At 65.3% G+C, this 18,065-nt stretch carries 17 protein-coding genes and 1 pseudogene; 11 read left to right on the top strand and 7 right to left on the bottom strand.

Going from position 1 to position 18,065, the window contains the following annotated elements; translation table 11 throughout:
• Nucleotides 1-96 precede the first annotated feature (96 nt).
• The 5 genes and pseudogenes from rpmH to yihA all read left to right on the top strand — a co-directional run bounded on the left by rpmH (nucleotide 97) and on the right by yihA (nucleotide 3,389).
• Complete coding sequence (rpmH, locus tag J1C48_RS03590) at nucleotides 97-231, top strand: 50S ribosomal protein L34 (RefSeq protein WP_207256357.1); 135 nt, start codon at nucleotides 97-99, stop codon at nucleotides 229-231.
• A 33-nt stretch (nucleotides 232-264) separates the two neighbouring features.
• Nucleotides 265-654: a ribonuclease P protein component gene (gene rnpA / locus J1C48_RS03585; protein ID WP_207256356.1), complete on the top strand. Its 390-nt coding sequence runs from the start codon at nucleotides 265-267 to the stop codon at nucleotides 652-654.
• Nucleotides 654-2,468: a membrane protein insertase YidC gene (yidC, locus tag J1C48_RS03580; protein ID WP_207256355.1), complete on the top strand. Its 1,815-nt coding sequence runs from the start codon at nucleotides 654-656 to the stop codon at nucleotides 2,466-2,468. Before rnpA ends, yidC begins: the two co-directional genes overlap by 1 nt.
• Nucleotides 2,469-2,532: 64 nt before the next feature.
• Nucleotides 2,533-2,715, top strand: a pseudogene (locus J1C48_RS18845) (chloramphenicol acetyltransferase); the annotation flags it as partial.
• Nucleotides 2,712-3,389, top strand: a complete 678-nt coding sequence (gene yihA, locus J1C48_RS03575; protein ID WP_207256354.1) for a ribosome biogenesis GTP-binding protein YihA/YsxC — start codon at nucleotides 2,712-2,714, stop codon at nucleotides 3,387-3,389. The pseudogene J1C48_RS18845 and the gene yihA, both read left to right, overlap by 4 nt.
• 30 nt (nucleotides 3,390-3,419) lie before the next feature.
• Here yihA and J1C48_RS03570 read toward each other — a convergent pair whose 3' ends face one another.
• The 4 genes from J1C48_RS03570 to J1C48_RS03555 form a co-directional block, all read right to left on the bottom strand.
• Nucleotides 3,420-3,899: an arsenate-mycothiol transferase ArsC gene (locus tag J1C48_RS03570; RefSeq protein WP_207256353.1), complete on the bottom strand. Its 480-nt coding sequence runs from the start codon at nucleotides 3,897-3,899 to the stop codon at nucleotides 3,420-3,422.
• 138 nt (nucleotides 3,900-4,037) lie between these two features.
• Nucleotides 4,038-4,523 (bottom strand): UPF0262 family protein, encoded by a 486-nt coding sequence (locus J1C48_RS03565; protein WP_207256352.1) that lies wholly within the window; start codon nucleotides 4,521-4,523, stop codon nucleotides 4,038-4,040.
• Between the two features lie 14 nt (nucleotides 4,524-4,537).
• On the bottom strand, nucleotides 4,538-5,872 hold the full coding sequence (hisD, locus tag J1C48_RS03560; protein ID WP_207256351.1) for a histidinol dehydrogenase: 1,335 nt from the start codon (nucleotides 5,870-5,872) through the stop codon (nucleotides 4,538-4,540).
• A gap of 55 nt (nucleotides 5,873-5,927) precedes the next feature.
• Nucleotides 5,928-6,380 carry a DUF2948 family protein gene (locus tag J1C48_RS03555; protein WP_207256350.1) on the bottom strand — a complete coding sequence of 151 codons (453 nt, stop codon included), beginning with the start codon at nucleotides 6,378-6,380 and terminating at the stop codon, nucleotides 5,928-5,930.
• 300 nt (nucleotides 6,381-6,680) lie between these two features.
• Here J1C48_RS03555 and J1C48_RS03550 point away from each other — a divergent pair, with 300 nt between their 5' ends.
• On the top strand, nucleotides 6,681-7,862 hold the full coding sequence (locus J1C48_RS03550) for an acyltransferase family protein (RefSeq protein ID WP_207256349.1): 1,182 nt from the start codon (nucleotides 6,681-6,683) through the stop codon (nucleotides 7,860-7,862).
• 33 nt (nucleotides 7,863-7,895) lie between these two features.
• On the opposite strand, the gene J1C48_RS03545 is transcribed toward J1C48_RS03550, so the two are convergent.
• The gene (locus J1C48_RS03545) at nucleotides 7,896-9,215 is read right to left on the bottom strand and encodes an O-antigen ligase family protein (protein ID WP_207256348.1); all 1,320 of its coding nucleotides are present in this window, start codon (nucleotides 9,213-9,215) and stop codon (nucleotides 7,896-7,898) included.
• Nucleotides 9,184-10,164 (bottom strand): glycosyltransferase family 2 protein, encoded by a 981-nt coding sequence (locus J1C48_RS03540; RefSeq protein ID WP_207256347.1) that lies wholly within the window; start codon nucleotides 10,162-10,164, stop codon nucleotides 9,184-9,186. Before J1C48_RS03540 ends, J1C48_RS03545 begins: the two co-directional genes overlap by 32 nt.
• A gap of 302 nt (nucleotides 10,165-10,466) precedes the next feature.
• On the opposite strand from J1C48_RS03540, the gene J1C48_RS03535 reads away from it, so the two are divergent.
• From J1C48_RS03535 to J1C48_RS03525, 3 genes are all read left to right on the top strand, one after another.
• Nucleotides 10,467-11,711 carry a glycosyltransferase gene (locus J1C48_RS03535; protein WP_207256346.1) on the top strand — a complete coding sequence of 415 codons (1,245 nt, stop codon included), beginning with the start codon at nucleotides 10,467-10,469 and terminating at the stop codon, nucleotides 11,709-11,711.
• On the top strand, nucleotides 11,705-12,511 hold the full coding sequence (locus J1C48_RS03530) for a WecB/TagA/CpsF family glycosyltransferase (protein WP_207256345.1): 807 nt from the start codon (nucleotides 11,705-11,707) through the stop codon (nucleotides 12,509-12,511). Before J1C48_RS03535 ends, J1C48_RS03530 begins: the two co-directional genes overlap by 7 nt.
• 82 nt (nucleotides 12,512-12,593) lie before the next feature.
• Nucleotides 12,594-13,472 carry a DUF6492 family protein gene (locus J1C48_RS03525; RefSeq protein ID WP_231081555.1) on the top strand — a complete coding sequence of 293 codons (879 nt, stop codon included), beginning with the start codon at nucleotides 12,594-12,596 and terminating at the stop codon, nucleotides 13,470-13,472.
• On the opposite strand, the gene J1C48_RS03520 is transcribed toward J1C48_RS03525, so the two are convergent.
• Complete coding sequence (locus J1C48_RS03520; RefSeq protein WP_207256343.1) at nucleotides 13,444-14,754, bottom strand: lipopolysaccharide biosynthesis protein; 1,311 nt, start codon at nucleotides 14,752-14,754, stop codon at nucleotides 13,444-13,446. The two genes, J1C48_RS03525 and J1C48_RS03520, sit on opposite strands and share 29 nt — an antisense overlap.
• 30 nt (nucleotides 14,755-14,784) lie before the next feature.
• Between J1C48_RS03520 and J1C48_RS03515 the strand changes: the two genes are divergently transcribed.
• The gene (locus tag J1C48_RS03515; protein ID WP_231081554.1) at nucleotides 14,785-15,960 is read left to right on the top strand and encodes an endo-1,4-beta-xylanase; all 1,176 of its coding nucleotides are present in this window, start codon (nucleotides 14,785-14,787) and stop codon (nucleotides 15,958-15,960) included.
• A 129-nt stretch (nucleotides 15,961-16,089) separates the two neighbouring features.
• The gene (locus J1C48_RS03510) at nucleotides 16,090-18,051 is read left to right on the top strand and encodes a GumC family protein (RefSeq protein ID WP_207256342.1); all 1,962 of its coding nucleotides are present in this window, start codon (nucleotides 16,090-16,092) and stop codon (nucleotides 18,049-18,051) included.
• Nucleotides 18,052-18,065 lie beyond the last annotated feature (14 nt).

The following is an 18,065-nucleotide window of genomic DNA, read 5'->3' as shown; positions in this document are numbered from 1 at the left end:
CCGCGCGACGGTGGTTTGCACTCGGATGGCCGCGCCGGTTTCCCGGATCACACATGACTGAAGGGCCCGCGTTCTGAACAATCGCGGGATTTGACGATGAAGCGTACGTATCAGCCTTCGCGGCTTGTCCGCAAACGCCGCCACGGCTTCCGCGCCCGTATGGCGACCAAGGGTGGCCAGAAGGTCATTGCGGCGCGCCGTGCGCGCGGCCGCAAGCGCCTCTCCGCCTAACCTCGGCTCCTGGGCGATCGCCGGTCGCCCGGCATGGCTGCAAAAATCCTCAAGAAGCGCACGGAATTTCTCGCTGCGCGGCGGGGCCGTCGCCTGAACGGCCCGTTTTTCTTTATCGAGGCGCTCGATCGCGGCGACGACCGTCCGGCACGTTTCGGCTTGACCGTCACCCGTAAGGTCGGCAACGCCGTCGAACGCAACCGGATCCGCCGCAGATTGCGCGAAGCCATCCGCCTCGAAGCCGAGGCTGACATGGCGCCCGGCATCGATTATGTGGTCGTCGCGCGTCGCGATGTCCTAACGGCGCCATTCACCGTCCTGTCGCAGGAATTGCGGCTTCGGTTCGCCCGGATGGCCGAACCGAATCGCAAGCGGACACCGGCAAGCAACAGCGCGTCCGATCGCCGATCGAGGTCTGATTGATGGAAAACAACCGCAACTTCCTGATCGCCATGGCTTTGTCCGTTGCGGTGCTGATCGGCTGGCAATATTTCGTTGTTTCTCCGCGAACCGAGGCCCAGCGCAAGCTGGCCGAGACGAGCCAGACGAATGCCGACAAGGGCTCGCTGCAAACGCCGCAGACCCCGGCCGGCACCAAGCAGAGCGACATCGCCGCGCCGTCGGGCCGCGAAAGCGTCATCTCCAGCCCGCAGTTGCCGGCATCCAACGATCGCCAAGCGGTTCTTTCGAGCGGCCAACGCGTTCCGATCGAGACCCCGCAGCTTTCGGGCTCGATCAATCTCGCCGGCGCCCGCATCGACGATCTGCGGCTGAAGAAATACCACGAGACGGTCAAGGACAGCTCGCCGACCATCGTGCTGCTTTCGCCAGAGCAGCTGCCGAACGGCTATTTCACCGAAAACGGCCTGATCGTTCCCGGCAAGGGCCCCGTCATCGGCGCTTCGACCGAATGGCAAGCGCCCGAAGGCGCCAAGCTGACCCCATCGACCCCGGTCACGCTGACCGCCAAGGCCGACGGCCTCACCGTCCACCGCACCATCTCCGTCGACGACAAATTCATGTTCACGATCGAGGATTCGATCGAGAACGACGGCTCGTCGCCGGTCAAGGTGTCGCCCTACGGCCGGGTGGTGCGCTATTCGAAGCCTGAGGTCGCCTCGGCCTATGTCCTGTTCGAGGGCCTCCTCGGCGTCTTCGGCGACGACGGCCTGAAAGAGGTCAAATACTCGGCGATCGAGGACTCGAAGAAGGACGCCCTGCCCAAATCCACCGACGGCGGCTGGATGGGCATCACCGACAAATATTGGGCGACGGCGCTCGTCCCCGAGGCCTCGCGGCCGTTCAGCAGCCAGTTCCTCTATCTCACCGGACAGCGACCGCATTATCAGAGCGAATACGTCTCCGATCCGATCGACATCGCGCCCGGCCAGGCGAGCACCGCCACGGCCCGCACCTTCGCCGGCGCCAAGGTGGTCGACATCATCGACGGCTATGAGGACACGCTCGGCATCAAGCAGTTCGGCCAGTTGATCGACTGGGGCTGGTTCTTCTTCATCACCCGCCCGATGTTCCACGCGCTGGACTACATCTACAAGCTGGTCGGCAATTTCGGCGTGGCGATCATGATCGTCACCGTCGTCCTGAAGCTGTTCTTCTTCCCGCTCGCCAACAAGTCCTACAAGTCGATGGCGCGGATGAAGACCGTACAGCCGAAGATCATGGAGCTGCGCGAGCGCTTCAAGGACGACAAGCAGAAGCAGCAACAGGAGATGATGCGGATCTACAAGGAGGAGAAGATCAACCCAGCCGCAGGCTGTTGGCCGGTCGTCATCCAGATCCCCGTCTTCTTCGCGCTCTATAAGGTGCTCTACGTCACCATCGAAATGCGCCACGCGCCGTTCTTCGGCTGGATCCACGATCTGGCGGCGCCCGATCCGACCTCGATCTTCAACCTCTTTGGCCTGATCCCGGTCACCCTGCCGCATATCCTGATGGTCGGCGTCTGGCCGATCCTGATGGGCATCACGATGTTCTGCCAGATGCGGCTGAACCCGACGCCTCCGGATCCGACCCAGCAGCTGATCTTCACCTGGATGCCGGTGATCTTCACCTTCATGCTCGCCGCCTTCCCGGCCGGCCTGGTGATCTACTGGACCTGGAACAACACGCTATCGATCATTCAGCAAAGCGTGATCATGAAGCGCAACGGCGCCAAGATCGAGCTTTGGGACAATGTTCGCAACACCTTCCGACGAAAACCGAAGACATCCAGCTGACGGGATCGATCAAAGGCGGGCTCCAGCGGCCCGCCTTTCTGTTTGGCGGCGTGGGATTGGCCTGGATGTTGCGCCCTATGCCATCGTCGGCGGCAATCCGGCGCGACCGATCAAGGCCCGCTTCGACCCGGAAACCGTCTCCCGGCTTCTTTCCCTTGCATGGTGGGACTGGCCGGTGGAGAAGATCACCCGCAACCTGAGCGCCATTCGCGGCGCCGACATCGATGCATTGGAGGCGGCGAGATGAGCCAGAGCGAGGAAGAGACCGCACCGCAGAGCGATGTCAGCGAGGCCGATCGGCGCTTTTTCGCCAAGCCGTGGGTGTTCGTGCGCGGTGTGCCGGCGCTGAAATTCCTGCCGCCCGAGGGTCCGCCCGAAGTCGCCTTTGCCGGCCGCTCCAATGTCGGCAAGTCGTCGCTGATCAACGCCCTGCTCGGCCAGAAGGGGCTCGCCCGCACCTCCAACACGCCGGGCCGGACCCAGGAGCTGAACTTCTTCGTTCCCGACGGCTTCGGCACCCCCGAGGCCGGGCTGCCGCCGATCGCCCTCGTCGACATGCCGGGCTATGGCTATGCCCGCGCGCCGAAAGAGCAGGTCGACGCCTGGACCGCCCTGGTCTTCGACTATCTGCGCGGCCGCACCAGCCTCAAGCGGGTGTTCGTGCTGATCGACGCGCGCCACGGCATCAAGCCCAATGACGAGGAGGTGATGACCCTGCTCGACAAGGCGGCGATGTCCTATCAGCTGGTTTTGACCAAGACCGACAAGATCAAGGCCCCGGCGGTGGAGACGCTGATCGGCGAAACCTTGCAGCGGATCCGCAAACGCCCAGCGGCCTTTCCGAGCCTCATCGCCACGTCGTCCGAAAAGGGCCAGGGCCTCGACGATCTGCGCGCCGCGATTCTCGCCCAGGCGGTCTGAGGCCGGCCGCGCTTTGGCCCGGGCCAAAGCTCAGGCCTCGAAGCGCTGCCTGATCCGCTGCTCGATGCGTCCCAACAGGTCGCGATAGGCGTCGAGGATCTGGTCGCGCGAGCCGGTGACGACGGAGGGGTCGGGCATCGGCCAGAACTCGACCTGCACCGAGGCCGTTCCGGTCGCGTCGAGCGCGGCGTGATGGGCCTCGGGCGCCATGGTGACGATCAGATCGAAAAAGCCGTCCTCGAGATCCTCATAGCGCTGCGGCTCACGCTCGCCGAGGCTGAGCCCGCGCTCTTCCAGCACCGCGTCGACGAAGGGGTCGCGCTCGCCGTGCCGCACCCCGGCCGAGGCGATGTAAACGGTTGGCGGCAACAGGCTGCGCGCCAGAGCCTCGGCGATCGGCGAGCGGATCGCGTTCATCCCGCAGAGGAACAGAACCGAGGAGACCTTCGGGCGGGCGGCGTCGCCCGGAGCGCCAGCTCCTTGCGCATCGTCGTCCCGCCCGGCGCTCATATGCCGGCCTCCGAAGCTTTGACGAGGCAGGCGCAGGGTTTTCCGGCGCCTCGCCCGGTGATGCCGAGCGCGGAAGCCCCCGCCAGCCTAGAGCCACGATCGTTTCGCACCGTCGAACGCGCCGGAGCCGCCATCGCCTCAGCTCCGCCAGTTGAGGACGCAAATCAGCGTGAACAGCCGGCGGGCGGTGTCGAGATCGACCTCGATCTTACCCGTCAAGCGATCCATCAGAGTTTGAGAGCCATCGTTGTGGATGCCGCGCCGGCCCATATCGATCGCCTCGATCTGCTGCGGCGTCGCCGAGCGAATCGCCTCGTAGTAACTGTCGCAGATCATGAAATAGTCGCGAATGACCTTTCGGAAGGGTGTCAGCGACAGAATGTGCGTCACCAGCGTCTCGCCGGCTTCGTCGCGAATGTCGAAGACCAGCCGCTTGTCGACCAGCGACAGCTTCAGCTTGAACTTCGCCCCCGCCGGCGCGCCGACCGGATCGAAGACGTTCTCCTCGATCAGGTCGAAGATCGCGACATTGCGCTCATGTTCGACATCAGGCGTCGCCCGGCCAATCGTCTCGTCGAGTTCGACGTCGATCAGCCTGCCTTGACCAGTGTTGCCCTCGCCCATACCAGCCGCCCGCGTCAGAGGTTCAGCCGGATGGCGACCGAACGGCTATGGGCGTCGAGCCCCTCGACGCGGGCCAGCTCGATCGCCGCCGGTCCGAGCGTGCGCAATTGGTCGGCCGAAAGCTTCAGGATCGAGGTCCGCTTGACGAAGTCGAGCACCGACAGGCCGGAGGAGAAGCGCGCCGAGCGCGCCGTCGGCAGAACGTGGTTCGACCCGCCGACATAGTCGCCGATGACCTCCGGCGTGTAGCGGCCGAGGAACACCGCGCCGGCATTGCGCAACCTCGCAAACAGCGCGTCCGGATCGGCGACGGCGAGCTCCAGATGCTCCGGCGCGATCCGATCGGACAGCGGCACGGCGTCGGCGAGCGTCGGCACGGTGACGATCGCGCCGTGATCGGCCCAACTCGCCGCAGCGGTCTGGCTCCGCGACAGCGAGCCGAGCTGGCGCTCGACGGCATCGGCGACGGCATCGGCGAAGGCCGCATCGTCGGTGATCAGGATCGACTGGGCGGCCGTGTCGTGCTCGGCCTGGCTCAAGAGATCGGCGGCAATCCAATCCGGATCGTTGTCGCCATCGGCGATCACCAGGATTTCCGACGGCCCGGCGATCATGTCGATGCCGACATGGCCGAAGACCTGCCGTTTGGCGGCGGCGACGAAAGCATTGCCCGGACCGACGATCTTGGCGACCGGCGCGATCGTCTCGGTGCCGTAGGCGAGCGCGGCCACCGCCTGGGCGCCGCCGATCCGGTAGATCTCGGTCACGCCGGCGATCTTTGCGGCGGCCAGAACCAAGGGGTTCAACGCACCGCGCATCGCCGGCACCACCATGGCGATCCGTTCGACGCCCGCCACCGTGGCCGGCACGGCGTTCATCAGCACCGAGGACGGATAGCTCGCCATGCCGCCAGGCACGTAGAGGCCAACGGATTCGATCGCCGTCCAGCGGCTGCCGAGCTCGACGCCAAGCGCATCCTGATAGCGATCGTCCTTTGGCATCTGGCGGCGGTGATGGGCGCTGATCCGCGCATGGGCGAGTTCGAGGGCTTCCAGCGTCTCTGGATGGGTCGCCTCGAAGGCCGCGTCGATCTCCTCGGCGGTGACCCGCATGGTCGCCGGCGTCAGGTCGAGTGCATCGAACTGGCTGGTCAGCGCGATCACGGCAGCGTCGCCCTCGGCGCGAACCCGGGCAACGATCGCCCGAACCGCCGCGTCGACGTCGGCCGCCTGCTCCCGTTTCGTCGCCAGAAGGCTCGCAAAACCTTGCTCGAACTCCGCATCGGTCGAATCGAGGCGCCAGGGCAATCTCGAAATCCTTTTCACTGGCCCACAACCGGGCTGATCCATCGTCGCTCGAGGCGTCTTGGAGACAGTCGGCTCGCCGGCCGCAAGAGCCGTGTACTCAGCGGCCGTGATTGGGCCGGGTCAGCGTCCCCCAGGCGCCACCGACATCGGCAAGCTGCGCCTCGATCACCTCGACCTCCAGCCTTATCGCGGAGCCGCCGGCAAAGACAAGTTCGATGACACCGGAGGGCTCGTCCTCTTCCGCGAAGCGGATGGCGAGAAGAACGAGAACCTCGTCTGCAGGCAGACGCTCAAATCCGAGACGACGGGCGGCCGTCACCCGATCGAAATGCAAAATCGCCCGCCGCCGCTCATAGTCGGCCCGGCGAAACATCGAAAACCGCTTCGGCGGCGCGAGCTTTTCCCAGACGAAGCGGTTCATCTCCATGACGAAGCGCCGGTCCTTCGGTACATAGCGAAGATCGTCGACGCGCAGGACGGCATCCTGGCAATGGGCCGAGACGATTTCCAGGTCTTCAGCATCGACCGCAAGCAGGCGCATCCGATCCATTGTGGCCGATTATCCTTCAAAAACGTGATGCCCGTCGTCGCGCGACACTTAGGCGACGCAGCGGCGACTGCAAGGAAGCACCCGCCGCATCGGGCATGGACGGCCGAGTGGGAACAGGTCGTGGCGATGCCGAAAAACGGTATCGCAGTCAATCGGCCAACCCCGATCACTGCCATCGCCTCGCCCGATTTGAACGCATGGTCGCACGGCCTTAACCGTTCCTTGCGCGATCGCGGCGACAATGGCGATCACGCGGGATGCCCGAAGCACGCCACGGCGTTTGGAACAGGACGAGACCCGATGATCGAAGGCCGCGCGGCGACGAAAACCGATGGCGCCCGCTTTCAGGCGCTCGACGGCTGGCGCGGCATCTGCGCCCTTCTCGTCGTCGGCTTCCATGCGCCGGTCGGCGGGATCGCAGAGAACAGCGGCGTCATCCGCAACGCCTTCCTGTTCGTCGACTTCTTCTTCGTCCTTTCGGGCTTCGTCATCACCCATGCCTTTTTCGAAAAGCTGAAGGCCGAACGCGCTTTCGGCCGCTTCTTCCTGCTGCGGCTGTTTCGGGTCTATCCGCTGCATCTGTTCATGCTCGCCCTCTACGTCGCCGTCGAATGTGCGATGCTCGCGGTCAAGGGACCGGGCGAGGCATTTCAGGGCGGCACCTCGATCGCAGGGCTGATCGCCAATCTGGCGATGGTCCACTCCCTTGGCGTGCTCGACACGCTGACCTGGAACTATCCGAGTTGGTCGATCTCGGCCGAACTCGTCGCCTATGGGCTTTTCGGTCTGGCGGTCGTCACCGTGCCGCGGCTGATCGTGCCGCTCTGCGCCCTGGCCATCGTCATCGGCCTGCCGGTGATCGCGCTCGTCAACGGCAATATGGACGCGTCCTCCAATCTCGGCTGGCTGCGCTGCGTTGCCGGTTTTTCGCTCGGCGTCATCCTGCGCCGGGCGATCTGGCGGGAGGAGGCCGGCGAAACCGCCAGACGGCACGTGATCAGTTGGAGCCTTGCCGAGGCGGCGGCGGTGCTGTTGCTGATCGTCTTCGTCGACCAGATCGGCAGCACCACGCTGTCGGTCCTCGCGCCCCTGGTCTTTGCCTTCGCCCTCTATGTCTTCTCCCATGAGGGGGGCGTCCTCAGCCGCGGGCTGAAATTGCGGCCGATCGCCTTTCTCGGCGCGGTCTCCTATTCGATCTACATGACCCACGCCTTCGTCATCGACCGGGCGATCAATGCGACGTCAGTGCTCGGCCGCCTCACCGGCTGGGCGGTGTTTTCGCAAGCCTCCGATGGCCGCCGTCTGATCGGCGTCACCGGCTGGCAGGGCGACATCGCGCTCGTCATGATCGTCGCGGCAACCCTCGTCGTCAGCGCCCTCACCTGGCGGTGGGTGGAACAGCCCGGCATGGCGCTCGGGCGACGCCTCGTCTCCCGACGCAAGCCGGCGGCCAAGGATGACGGCGCCAAGGCGGCCGCATAAACCACCCGGCAAAGCCCGCCGACAGACACAAGGTCAGCCCGGCACCCCGCTCTCCATCCGATGCCGGGCGAGCAGCCGCAAGCCGACCACGGCAAACCAGACCAGCATCCAGATCGGATTGGCCCGTTCGAACAGATAGCTCTCCAGAAACGAGTTGAGCAGCAGGTAGAACAGCACCATCAGCAACGTATCGCCGAGCCGGGTGCTTTCCGGATCGCGGCCGATCCGCGCATAGTCGACGAGCGGCAGGATCACCAGCATCACGACCGCCAGAAACAGTCCCGGAATGCCCATCGAGATGGCGATGTCGAGATAACCGTTATGGGCGTTCGGGCTGCCGCGCGGATCCCAGGAGAGTTCGAAATTCTTTTCGGTGTGGGCGACGACGTCGGTCTGCCAGAAGGCATTGAGGCCGAAGCCGGTCCAATGGTGCCCCTGCCAGACCTCCAGCGCGTAGCGCCACAGATCCATCCGGCCGGTATAGGTGGTGCCCGGCGCCGCCCATTGCACGATGGCGTCGAGCGTTGGCGACAGCACGGTGCCGAGCGTCAAAAGCGCCATCGCGACGATCGCCAGAAACACGCCAACGGCGAGCAGCCGGCGCCCGCCGACGATGCGGCCGAAGATGACGAGCAGGGTGACGAGCGGCAACAGGCCGGTTGAGGTCTTGGAGCCGGTGTGGAGGACGAAGTTGGCGGCCAGGGCACAGATCGAGAGCCCGATCCAGATCATGCGCGAGCGCAGGAGATAGACGCCGAAGAAAAACAGCGAACCGATCACCGCGCCGGCGATGTTCTTGTGAGAATAGATCCCCCGCCAGAGCCCGGCATGTTCGGGCTCCGATCCCGAGCCGTCATTGATGGCGAGATGCGGCAGGGCGATGACGCCGACATAGCACAGGCCCAGCACCGCCAGCGCCGCCACCACCAGCACCCAGCGAAACGCCCGGCCACTGGTCGGAAAGGCAAAGACGCCGGTGACGGCGCTCATCGCCAAAAGGGTAAACAGCGCCGAACGCAGGGCATTCTGCGGATCGGGTGCCCACAGGGCGCTGGCCAGCAGCCAGCCGATCATCAGCACCCACCACGGTCGGATCAGAGAGACCAGCACATGCCGCTCGGTGAAGATGAGATGTCCGAGAAGGACGATCGCCGCAAGACCGGAATAACCGAGCTGATTGGTCAGATCGCCGGCATTCTCGCTGCCCTGAAAGGTGACCGCGAAGGGCGTGAAAGTAACGAGCAACGCCGATAAGACAGCCGCCGCGAGCAGAAAGCGGGTGAGGCCGATCCAATCCGGCGTGTCGACGACGGACCCGGCGTCAATTGCGTTCCGGTTGCCGATACTGCTCATTCACCCGTCCAAACTCGGCCATGAGACGCCCGACGGCGACCTGGCAGTGATAAAGACCGATGGTCGCCGACCCCGTGTTAAGACCGAGCCGCAGTGAGCGCCAGGGTGATGCGACCAAAAGCGCCAGGCTCTTGGCGAGCCGCTTGGCCGCGCCACCGCCCCCCGCGCACCGTCGCCGCTCAATGATTGCTGAGATCGCGCCGTTGCGCAAACTGCGGGCGTTCAGCCAGGAAAATTCCGTCCGCCGCGCCGGAACGGTCTCGAAAACCGGCGCGTCGGCGCACCAGCCGAAGCCAAAGCCGCGCTCGCGGCAGCGCGAATAAAAGTCGCTGTCGCCGCCGCCGATGAAGTTGAAGGCCGTGTCGAGGAATGGCGCGCCCATGGTGTCGAGCACCCGCCGCCGGATAAGGACATTGCCGGAGGAAAAAAGGATCGGCACGACGCCCGTCACCGCATAAGGCCGGCGAAACACCGGATGCCGCTCGAAACCGCTCCGCGCCCCGGTTTCAAAGCGCGGCACCTGCGGCCCGCCGAGGATGTCAACATTAAGCCTCGCCGCCGCATCGACCATCCGCGCGACCCAATGCGCGTCGGCCAATTCGTCGTCGTCGATGACCAGCAGATGGCGGAGCTGCGGAAATTCGGAAAGCGCGGTTTGCCAGCCGGCATTATAGGCCGAGCAATTGCCGCGCTCATGGGCGATCAGCACCAGGCCCGTCATATCGCCGCGCTCGAACAGCGACCGCGCCGCCTCCAGCCCCTGCCGGCCCTCATCGTCGTTCTCCATCACGATGACGGCGAAGGGCGGTGCGCCCTGTTGCGCCGCAAGGCTTGCCAGCGTTTCCAGAAGATGGCCCGGCCGGCGAAAGGTCGGCAGCGTCACGACGGTTTCGACGGCGCTCTTCGCCAAATTTGGTGAGACGCAGGCAATGGTGATCGTCGGTGACATTCCGTCGGCATTCCGCGTGGTTCGGCCGCCGAGGACGGCCGCTTGTTTCGGATGGACAGCTGACGATACGCTCGATTCCATGAAAAAAGTCTCGCCGTGCGAAGGATTGTCCATCATCGTCACAGCACGATCAGATGAAGCGACAGGATCATCCGGCTGAACCGTTGGATTGACCGGAGACGATTAGCCGGATCGAAACCTGTTCTTGGGACTCTTGGAAGCGATCGTCCGACCGAGACCGCCATCGGCCAGATCGCTGCGAGGCTTCGGCTCGAACAGAACCAGGATTTGGTTGGGGGCACATGCATCTTCTGTTTCTGTCCTCGCTGCTGCCCGATGGCGCCCCGAGCACCGGCTTCGAACTCGCCAATCAGGCCATCCTCGACGGCTATCGGCGGGCAGGCGTCAGGCTGACGATCGCCGGCTTTCGCCGCGAAGGCGCCCGGCCGGCGACAGCGGACGAAATCGATCTCGGCACCATCGTCATCGAAAACGCCGCCGCCTCCCGGCTGCAGAAGGCCCGCTGGGTGTTCGGCGCCATCCGCTCGGGGCGCACCGTTTCGGCCGAGAAGCTCGCCCGGCATTCCCGCGCCGCCCTGCTCGATCGCCTCGCCACGGCCGGCCCGGTCGACGGCGTCATCCTCAATTCGGTGCAGATGCCGATCGCCTATCCGTTTCTGGCCAGCGAAATGCCGGCGATCTTCATCGCCCACAATGTCGAGCACCGCTCGGCCACGGAAAACGCCCGCCATGGCGAGACCCGCCTCGAACGGCTGTTGTTCCGGCGCGAGGCGCAGATCCTGAAAGGCGAGGAAGCCCGGCTCTGCCGCAGCGCCGCCGTGATCCACACACTGAGCGAGGACGATCGGGCGGGCCTCGGCCTTAGCGCAGATCCCCGCGCGATTCCGCTGGCTTTGTCGATCGACCGGCCGCGCCATGCGATCGACGATGGCGCGCGCCGCCATGACGTCGGGCTGATCGGCACCTGGAGCTGGGCGCCCAATCGGGTCGGGCTCGACTGGTTCCTGGCCGCCGTCGCGCCGCGCCTGCCGAGCGACATTGAGATCGCGATTGCCGGGCGCATGGACGGCGCACCGCCCGAGGCCCCCAAGAATGTTCACTTCCTCGGCCGCGTGCCGGACGCCCAGCTTTTCGTGCGCGGCGCGCGGGTGCTGGCGCTGGCCACCAAAGGCGGGACCGGCGTGCAGCTGAAGACGATCGAGACTTTTGAGGAAGGGCTTCCAGCTGTTGCGACGCCCGCCGCCCTGCGCGGGATCGGCGCCGTGCCGGCCAACGTCCGGGTCACTGAGGATCCGGACGCCTTTGCCGCCGCGATCGCCGAGTTGGTCGCCGCCGAGCGCGCGGGGGCTCCGCTCCGTCTCGACGGATCGCTGTTTGCCGCCGCGCAGAAGGCCGCGCTCGACGCCGGCATTCGACAAGGGCTCGCCCTGTTCGAGGCCGCCCTCCGCAAGTCTCCGGTGGCCCGGCGCACTGAAGCCGAAGCCGGTCCGATCGCGCCACCGTCGGCGGACAAGGTCCAATGCTGAGCGAACCCGCCCGCCCCGTCGCCGCCCCCGCCGCAACGGGCCCGTCTGCGCCAGACTCGGTGACCATCGCCGGGCTCGCCATCGCCGACATCACCGGCGCGGCGGCGATCGCGAAGGTCGAGCACGCCCTGAGCACGCGCGCGCCTTTGAAGCTCGGCTTCGTCAACGCCCATTGCGTCAACATTGCCCGGCGCGACGCCGCCTATCGCCGGGCACTCGCCGATTTTCTGCTTTTGCCCGACGGCATTGGTGTCGATCTCGGCGCCAAAATCCTGCGCGGCGAGCCATTTTGCGAAAATCTCAATGGCACGGACTTCGTCCCACGGCTTGCTGCGCAGCTTGCAACGCCCCGGCGGATCGCGCTGCTCGGCGCCGCGCCCGGCATCGCTGAACGCGCCGCCGCGGCCCTTTCCGTGCTTGCGCCCCAGCACGCGATCGTCGCCATCGGCGACGGCTATTTCGGCGAGGCCGGGCGACCAAAGGTTCTCGCCACGCTTGCGTCGGAGCGGCCGGACATCGTGCTCGTCGCGATGGGTGTTCCGGCCCAGGAACGCTTCATCGCCGACCACCTCGACACACAACACGGCACGGTCTTCATCGCCGTTGGCGCCCTGTTCGATTTCCTCGCCGGCAATGTCCAGCGCGCGCCACAGGCGATCCGTCGGCTACGGATGGAATGGGCCTGGCGGCTGGGACTCGAGCCGAAGCGGCTGTTTCGCCGCTACGTTCTTGGCAATCCGCAGTTTCTCATTGAGGTCGGCCTTGACAGGTTGCGCCCGTCCAGGCGTCACCGCCCATAGATTCTGCTGCGACACTTCGACATACATCTTTACACGCCGCGCCTTTATGGTGCCCGGCACCATCAAAGGAGCCTCCTCGACCGTGTCCACGACGATCGCAACAGCCAGCTACAAGGGCGATTTCGAGCGCTGCCGGCTGCTGTGCGAGAGCATGGATGCCCGTGTCAGCGGCCATTCGCGCCATCTGATCCTGGTCGAAGCGGCCGACGTCGCACTGTTTCGCCAGCTCGCGGGCCCGAAACGCGAGATCGTCGACGAGCGCGATCTGCTGCCGGCCTGGCTGCGCCCCTTTCCGGATCCGACCAGTTTCGGGCGCCGCCGCATCTGGCTGTCGCCCTTTGGCTGGCCGTTGCGCGGCTGGCACGTGCAGCAGCTGCGGCGGCTGGCGCTCGCCGCCGCGCTCGACGACCAGGTGATGGTCTCGGTCGATTCCGATGTCGTCTTTCTGAAGGATTTCGATGTTGGCTTTTTCAAAAGAGACGGGCGCACCTTGTTCTTCCGTCAGCCGGACGGCATGGCCAAGGTCCTGCCCGAGTTGCAGGAAACGCACCGCGACTGGTCGCGCAAAGCCGGAGCGTTGCTCGGCATCAAAGCCCCGGACACCACCGACATCGGCTATATCGGCACGCTCATCCCCTGGCGCACTCAATCGGCGCGCGCCCTCGCCGCCCGGATCGAAGCCGTCACCGGCCGCGGTTGGATGAAGACGCTCGCCGGCACGAGGGCGCTGTCGGAATGCACGATCTACGGCCGCTTCGTCGATGAGGTCGAGGGCGAGCGCGAGGCGCATCTGCCAATGCCGGAATCGCTCTGCCAAATGTATTGGGCGGGCGCGGCGATGGATGAAGAGACCCTCACCCGCTTCGTCGCCTGTCTGAAACCGCATCAGGTCGCAGCCGGCATCCAGTCCTTCACCGCCACCGATCCGCAGCTCATTCGCCAGGCTGCGGGGCTGGGCTGAGCGCCTCCCGGTTGCGGACAGCCGGGCTTTGCCAATCGAGCGCCTTGTAACTCGCCGCCGCCGAAACCATCCACAAAACGAGGAAGACTCCGTTCAGCCCGGCGATCCACAGCCGGTCGTCGGCCCAACCATGCAAGAGGGCGAGCAGCAGCCCGGCCTTGACGACACCGACCATCGCCATGATCGCCGCGCGGACGGCGGTCTTGCCGCGCGCATAAAGCAGCTCGCTCTGATATTCGACGAGATTGCGGAAGGCGGGCACCAGCAGCGGGATCAGCACCAGCGGCGCCGCGTCGGCGACATTGTCGCCGAGAAGCCGAGGAAAAAAGTGCAAAGCCCCACCGAGAAAGGCCAGGCCGGCGATCGATACCGCGGCGATCCCCGCCTCGACGCCCCAACGGATGCGCCAGGTCGCCAGCAGCCCCGGCGCCCGCATCAGCTTCTGCACGATCATCGTGTTGAAGGAGCGCACCGGCAAGGCTGTAAGATCGATCAGCCGCATCAAGATGGCGTAGATGCCGGCGGTGTGCGGCCCGCCAAAGGACAGGACCAAAAGCTTGTCGAGTTCGGACTGCAGGTAGAAGACGATCTCGGCGCCGGCAACCGACAGGCTGTCGCGCAGCCGGCCGAGATAAAGTTTTGGCTTGAACCGCAGCCGTTGACGCGGATAGCAAAACACCACCGAGCCCAGCATCGCCAGCGCATTGGCGCCGAGATAAAACAGCGCCCAGTTGACGAGCGTGCCGGTGCCGAGGCCGACGAAGGCCAAGGCCGCGGCCGCCCGCACCGCCGATCCGGCGATGACGAGCACGGCGCCGATGAAAAAGCGTCCGAGGCCGTTATTGACGATGACGACGACCTCCAAAAGCCGCCAGCACAAGACCTCGGCGGCGACGATGGCGGCGAAGGCGGCGAGCGACATCTCGCCGGCGAAGAAGGCCAAGAAGAAGAAGCCGGCCGCCAGTGCGACCACCGGTAGCGACGCCGTCAGCGCGATCAGGAAGCCGGTCGTGTAGGTGCCGATCAGCCGCGGCCGGCGGGCCGCCGTGCGGTAGAGCGGCGAGACGAAGCCGAAGCCGGCGATCCGCGACAGGACGATCCCGGTCGCCGAAGCGGTCGCGAAGAGGCCGAAGTCACCGACCGACAACCCATTGGCGACACAGACGAAATAGGCAAGCGACAGCACCAGTCGGCCGGCCGAGCCGGAGAGCAGCGACGCATAGTCGCGGATCAGCCCAAAATTGCTGCTAAGCGTTTCGATCCAGTATGATCGTGCCGACATGCCAAGGGTTCCGACGAAAAGACGCTCACGATGACGAAAGCCAATCAATCCATGGCGGGGCCCGCCACTGCGGCGCGCGCCGCCTCGCAGAAATCCGGCACGGCGACGACGCGTGGTTGCGAAAAGACTATCATGGGAGGATTAACGCGTCGTTCCGTCCTGGCCAATGCCGCCGCCCTCGCCGCCCTACCCGGTGCGATCTGGGGAACTGGAAGGCCGGCTCGAGCCGCCGGCAAGCCGGTGCCCTTCGGCAGCGCGATCCAGTTCAACCTGATGGATGGCGATCCGGCCTATCGCCAGCTCTTCGTCGATCATTGCGACCTCATCATGCCGATGAACGCACTGAAATTCGATCTGTTGCGGCCGACGCGCGAGGTCTGGAACTTCGCGCCCGCCGACAAGATCGTCGACTTCGCGCTGCGCCACGGCAAGACCAGCCGCGGCACCTGCCACATCTGGTGGGGCGCGACACCGGCCTGGGTGAAGGCGATCGACAGCCCATCGGAAGCCGAAAAGGTGCTCGTCGAGCATATCGAGCGGGTCACCGACCGCTACAAGGGCAAGCTGATCAGTTGGGATGTCGTCAACGAGGTCATCGCCAACGATCCGATCTACGAGAAACGCTCGCTGCGCGACACCTACTGGCTGCGCACCCTGGGCCCCCGCCACATCCCGATCGCCTTCAAGGCTACGGCGCGGGCGGATCCCGATGTTGAGCTGGTGATCAACGATTATGACCTCGAGTTTCAGGGCCCGCATTACGACGAACGGCGAACGATCATGCTGTCGATCATCCGGCAGTTGCAGGATGCGAACATCCGAATCGACGCGGTCGGCATGCAGGGCCACCTCTATGCCAGCAAGGTCATCGACGTCGACGCCATCGAGCGCTTCCATCGCGAACTCGATCAGCTTGGCGTCAAGCTCCTCGTCACCGAACTCGATATCATCGACTGGCAGTCCCCTCCGGGTTCAGCCAGCCAGGACGCCACCGCAGCCGACCTCGTCTCGCGCTATCTCGATGCCCTGTTCGCAGACAAACCGCCGGAAATGGTGATCAGCTGGGGGCTGACCGATCGCTACAGCTGGATCAACGATGTCATGCCACGGCCCGACAAGGCGCCGAGTCGGCCGCTGCCATTCAACCGGAATTTGCAGCCCAAACCCTGGTTCAAAATGCTGCGCAAGCGCCTGGCGATGACGTAGACACGACGTCTGGCCGGGGGCGGACTGAAACCTATCCGGGAATGATCCAGCGAAATCCTTCGCGTTAAGAATTTGTTTAGCATAAACTCCGATTGTCGGAAAACGACTCTCAAGTCAGCGGTGGCATCAATGTTTCTGAAACCCGGCTCCGAAAGCGGAGTGAGGCGGCCCGTGCCGGTCAAGGCACCGGCCGGCGCCTCACTGTCGGCGCGGAGCGATCCGGGTTCGCTGGTCGATCCGCTTTTTCTGTTGCGGGAGGTGTGGGCCGCCAAATGGCTGATCGTGCTGATCACGCTGCTCGGCATCGCGCTGTCGGTGCTGATCGCCCTCAACATGCCGCACAAATACACCGCCGTCACTCAGGTGCTGATCGACCCACGCGACCTCAAGGTGGTGCAGAACGAGGTCACGCCGAACGGCCTACCGGGGGACGCCACGCTGGCCCTGATCGAGAGCCAGATGTCGATCATCTATTCGAACGACGTGCTCGGCGCGGTGGCCAAGAAGGCCGATCTTGCCAAGGATCCGGAGTTTAACGGCGAGACCAAGAGCGTCCTCTCGCCGATCCTGTCCTTCTTTGCCAAGCCGGAAGACGCTGACGCGCTCCGCCGCCGTGACCTCGTCACGCTCGCCGCGCTGCGCAAGTCGATCGACGTCAGCCGCGATCCCAAGACGTTCGTCATCAACATCGCGCTGACGACGCGCGACCCGGACAAGTCGGCGCGCCTCGCCAATCTGCTCGCGGATGCCTTCATCGATCAGATCGCGCGGGTTCAGTCCGACACCGCCAAACGAGCGAGCGATGCCCTCTCCTCGCGCCTGGCCGAGTTGCGGCAGAAGGTGGTCGACGCTGAACAAGCCGTCGAGGCCTACAAGCAGAAATATCGGCTGGTCGGCGTCGGCGGCCGGCTGGTCGACGATGACTACATTGTCCGGATCAATGATCAACTGGCCAGAGCCCGGGGCGAGACCACCACCTTGCGGGTGCGCGCCGAGCAGATGAAGAACGCCAGCGTCGACGATGTCGTCAAAGGCACGCTGCCGGAAGAACTCACCTCCGATACGCTCAACCGCCTGCGGACGACCTATTCCGAGCTGGCGCAGCGTCGCGCCACCCTTGCCGCCACCCTCGGCCCGCGCCATCCCAGGCTGATCGCTGCCGAGGACGCGCTGCAATCCGCCCGCCAGGCAATCAAGCAGGAGCTGCAGCGGATCGTCTCGGCGGCCCAGACCGAGCTTGCCCGCGCAGAGCGGACGGACAAGGAACTGACCGCCCAGGTCAACGGACTGAAGGACAAGCAGCTGCAGACCAGCGCCGACTTCGTCAAGCTGCGGGAACTCGAGCGCGAAGTCGATGCCTCGCGCGCCGTCTATGAGGCCTTTCTGCTACGCGCCCGCGAGACCGGCGAGCAGGAGCGGCTGAACACCGCCAATGTCCGAATCATCTCCTCCGCTACGCCGCCGCTGTCGCCGTCGAGCACCAGCCGCAAGCTGATCGTCATCGTCGGCGTGATCGGCGGCTTTCTCGTTGGGCTCGGGCTCGCAGTGCTGGCCGCACTGATCAAGATGCTGCGGCGAACCCTGCGCCAACCGGAGCAGACGGATCTTTGGCGCGAAGAGGCCGAGAGAACCGAGAACGAGGTGGCGGCGAGGACGGTCCGATCAGGTGCCGCAGCCGACGATGTCGCGCAGGCCGTGCGCCCGACGGTCGACACGCCTGTGGAACGCACGACGCGTGAGGAGCGGCGCGGCCCATTCCGCTCCCGCGATCGCATGGCCGGCCGTGTCTCGCGCGCGGAGGAAGCGTTAGCGGCGCGCCTGCCCGAGTCGGGGCTTGCGGCCCCCGATGCCGGCAGCGCCGGCGACAGAAGTGACCGCGCGCCGATCGCCGGCCCGTCGCGCGCCGCTCGGCGTTCCCCTGCCGACCGCGAAGCGTTGCGGCAGAAGCTGCGCGCGATCGCCGAAGAGGCGGAGACGGATGACGGCGCCGGGGATCGGCCCGTCTACAATGAAGACATTGCGCGTCTCCAGCAGGATATCCAAGCGGTCAAACGCAATCTCATGGACGCGCGAAACCGGCGCAATCCGTAAGAGGATCACGCCGG

It is taken from the genome of Jiella flava (genome assembly GCF_017349315.1).
GTDB classification, from domain to species: Bacteria; Pseudomonadota; Alphaproteobacteria; order Rhizobiales; family Rhizobiaceae; genus Jiella; species Jiella flava.
This window is presented reverse-complemented; position numbering and strand designations above follow the sequence as displayed.

Bases quoted from the DNA above. Each gene is read 5' to 3' on its own strand.
- J1C48_RS03545 (WP_207256348.1), bottom strand. From the start codon at position 9,215: ATGAGCAGTATCGGCAACCGGAACGCAATTGACGCCGGGTCCGTCGTC.
- yihA (WP_207256354.1), top strand. From the start codon at position 2,712: ATGAGCCAGAGCGAGGAAGAGACCGCACCGCAGAGCGATGTCAGCGAG.
- J1C48_RS03540 (WP_207256347.1), bottom strand. From the start codon at position 10,164: ATGTCACCGACGATCACCATTGCCTGCGTCTCACCAAATTTGGCGAAG.
- J1C48_RS03530 (WP_207256345.1), top strand. From the start codon at position 11,705: ATGCTGAGCGAACCCGCCCGCCCCGTCGCCGCCCCCGCCGCAACGGGC.
- J1C48_RS03510 (WP_207256342.1), top strand. From the start codon at position 16,090: ATGTTTCTGAAACCCGGCTCCGAAAGCGGAGTGAGGCGGCCCGTGCCG.
- J1C48_RS03550 (WP_207256349.1), top strand. From the start codon at position 6,681: ATGATCGAAGGCCGCGCGGCGACGAAAACCGATGGCGCCCGCTTTCAG.
- rpmH (WP_207256357.1), top strand. From the start codon at position 97: ATGAAGCGTACGTATCAGCCTTCGCGGCTTGTCCGCAAACGCCGCCAC.
- yidC (WP_207256355.1), top strand. From the start codon at position 654: ATGGAAAACAACCGCAACTTCCTGATCGCCATGGCTTTGTCCGTTGCG.
- J1C48_RS03520 (WP_207256343.1), bottom strand. From the start codon at position 14,754: ATGTCGGCACGATCATACTGGATCGAAACGCTTAGCAGCAATTTTGGG.
- J1C48_RS03535 (WP_207256346.1), top strand. From the start codon at position 10,467: ATGCATCTTCTGTTTCTGTCCTCGCTGCTGCCCGATGGCGCCCCGAGC.
- J1C48_RS03570 (WP_207256353.1), bottom strand. From the start codon at position 3,899: ATGAGCGCCGGGCGGGACGACGATGCGCAAGGAGCTGGCGCTCCGGGC.
- J1C48_RS03565 (WP_207256352.1), bottom strand. From the start codon at position 4,523: ATGGGCGAGGGCAACACTGGTCAAGGCAGGCTGATCGACGTCGAACTC.
- rnpA (WP_207256356.1), top strand. From the start codon at position 265: ATGGCTGCAAAAATCCTCAAGAAGCGCACGGAATTTCTCGCTGCGCGG.
- J1C48_RS03515 (WP_231081554.1), top strand. From the start codon at position 14,785: ATGACGAAAGCCAATCAATCCATGGCGGGGCCCGCCACTGCGGCGCGC.
- J1C48_RS03555 (WP_207256350.1), bottom strand. From the start codon at position 6,380: ATGGATCGGATGCGCCTGCTTGCGGTCGATGCTGAAGACCTGGAAATC.
- hisD (WP_207256351.1), bottom strand. From the start codon at position 5,872: ATGGATCAGCCCGGTTGTGGGCCAGTGAAAAGGATTTCGAGATTGCCC.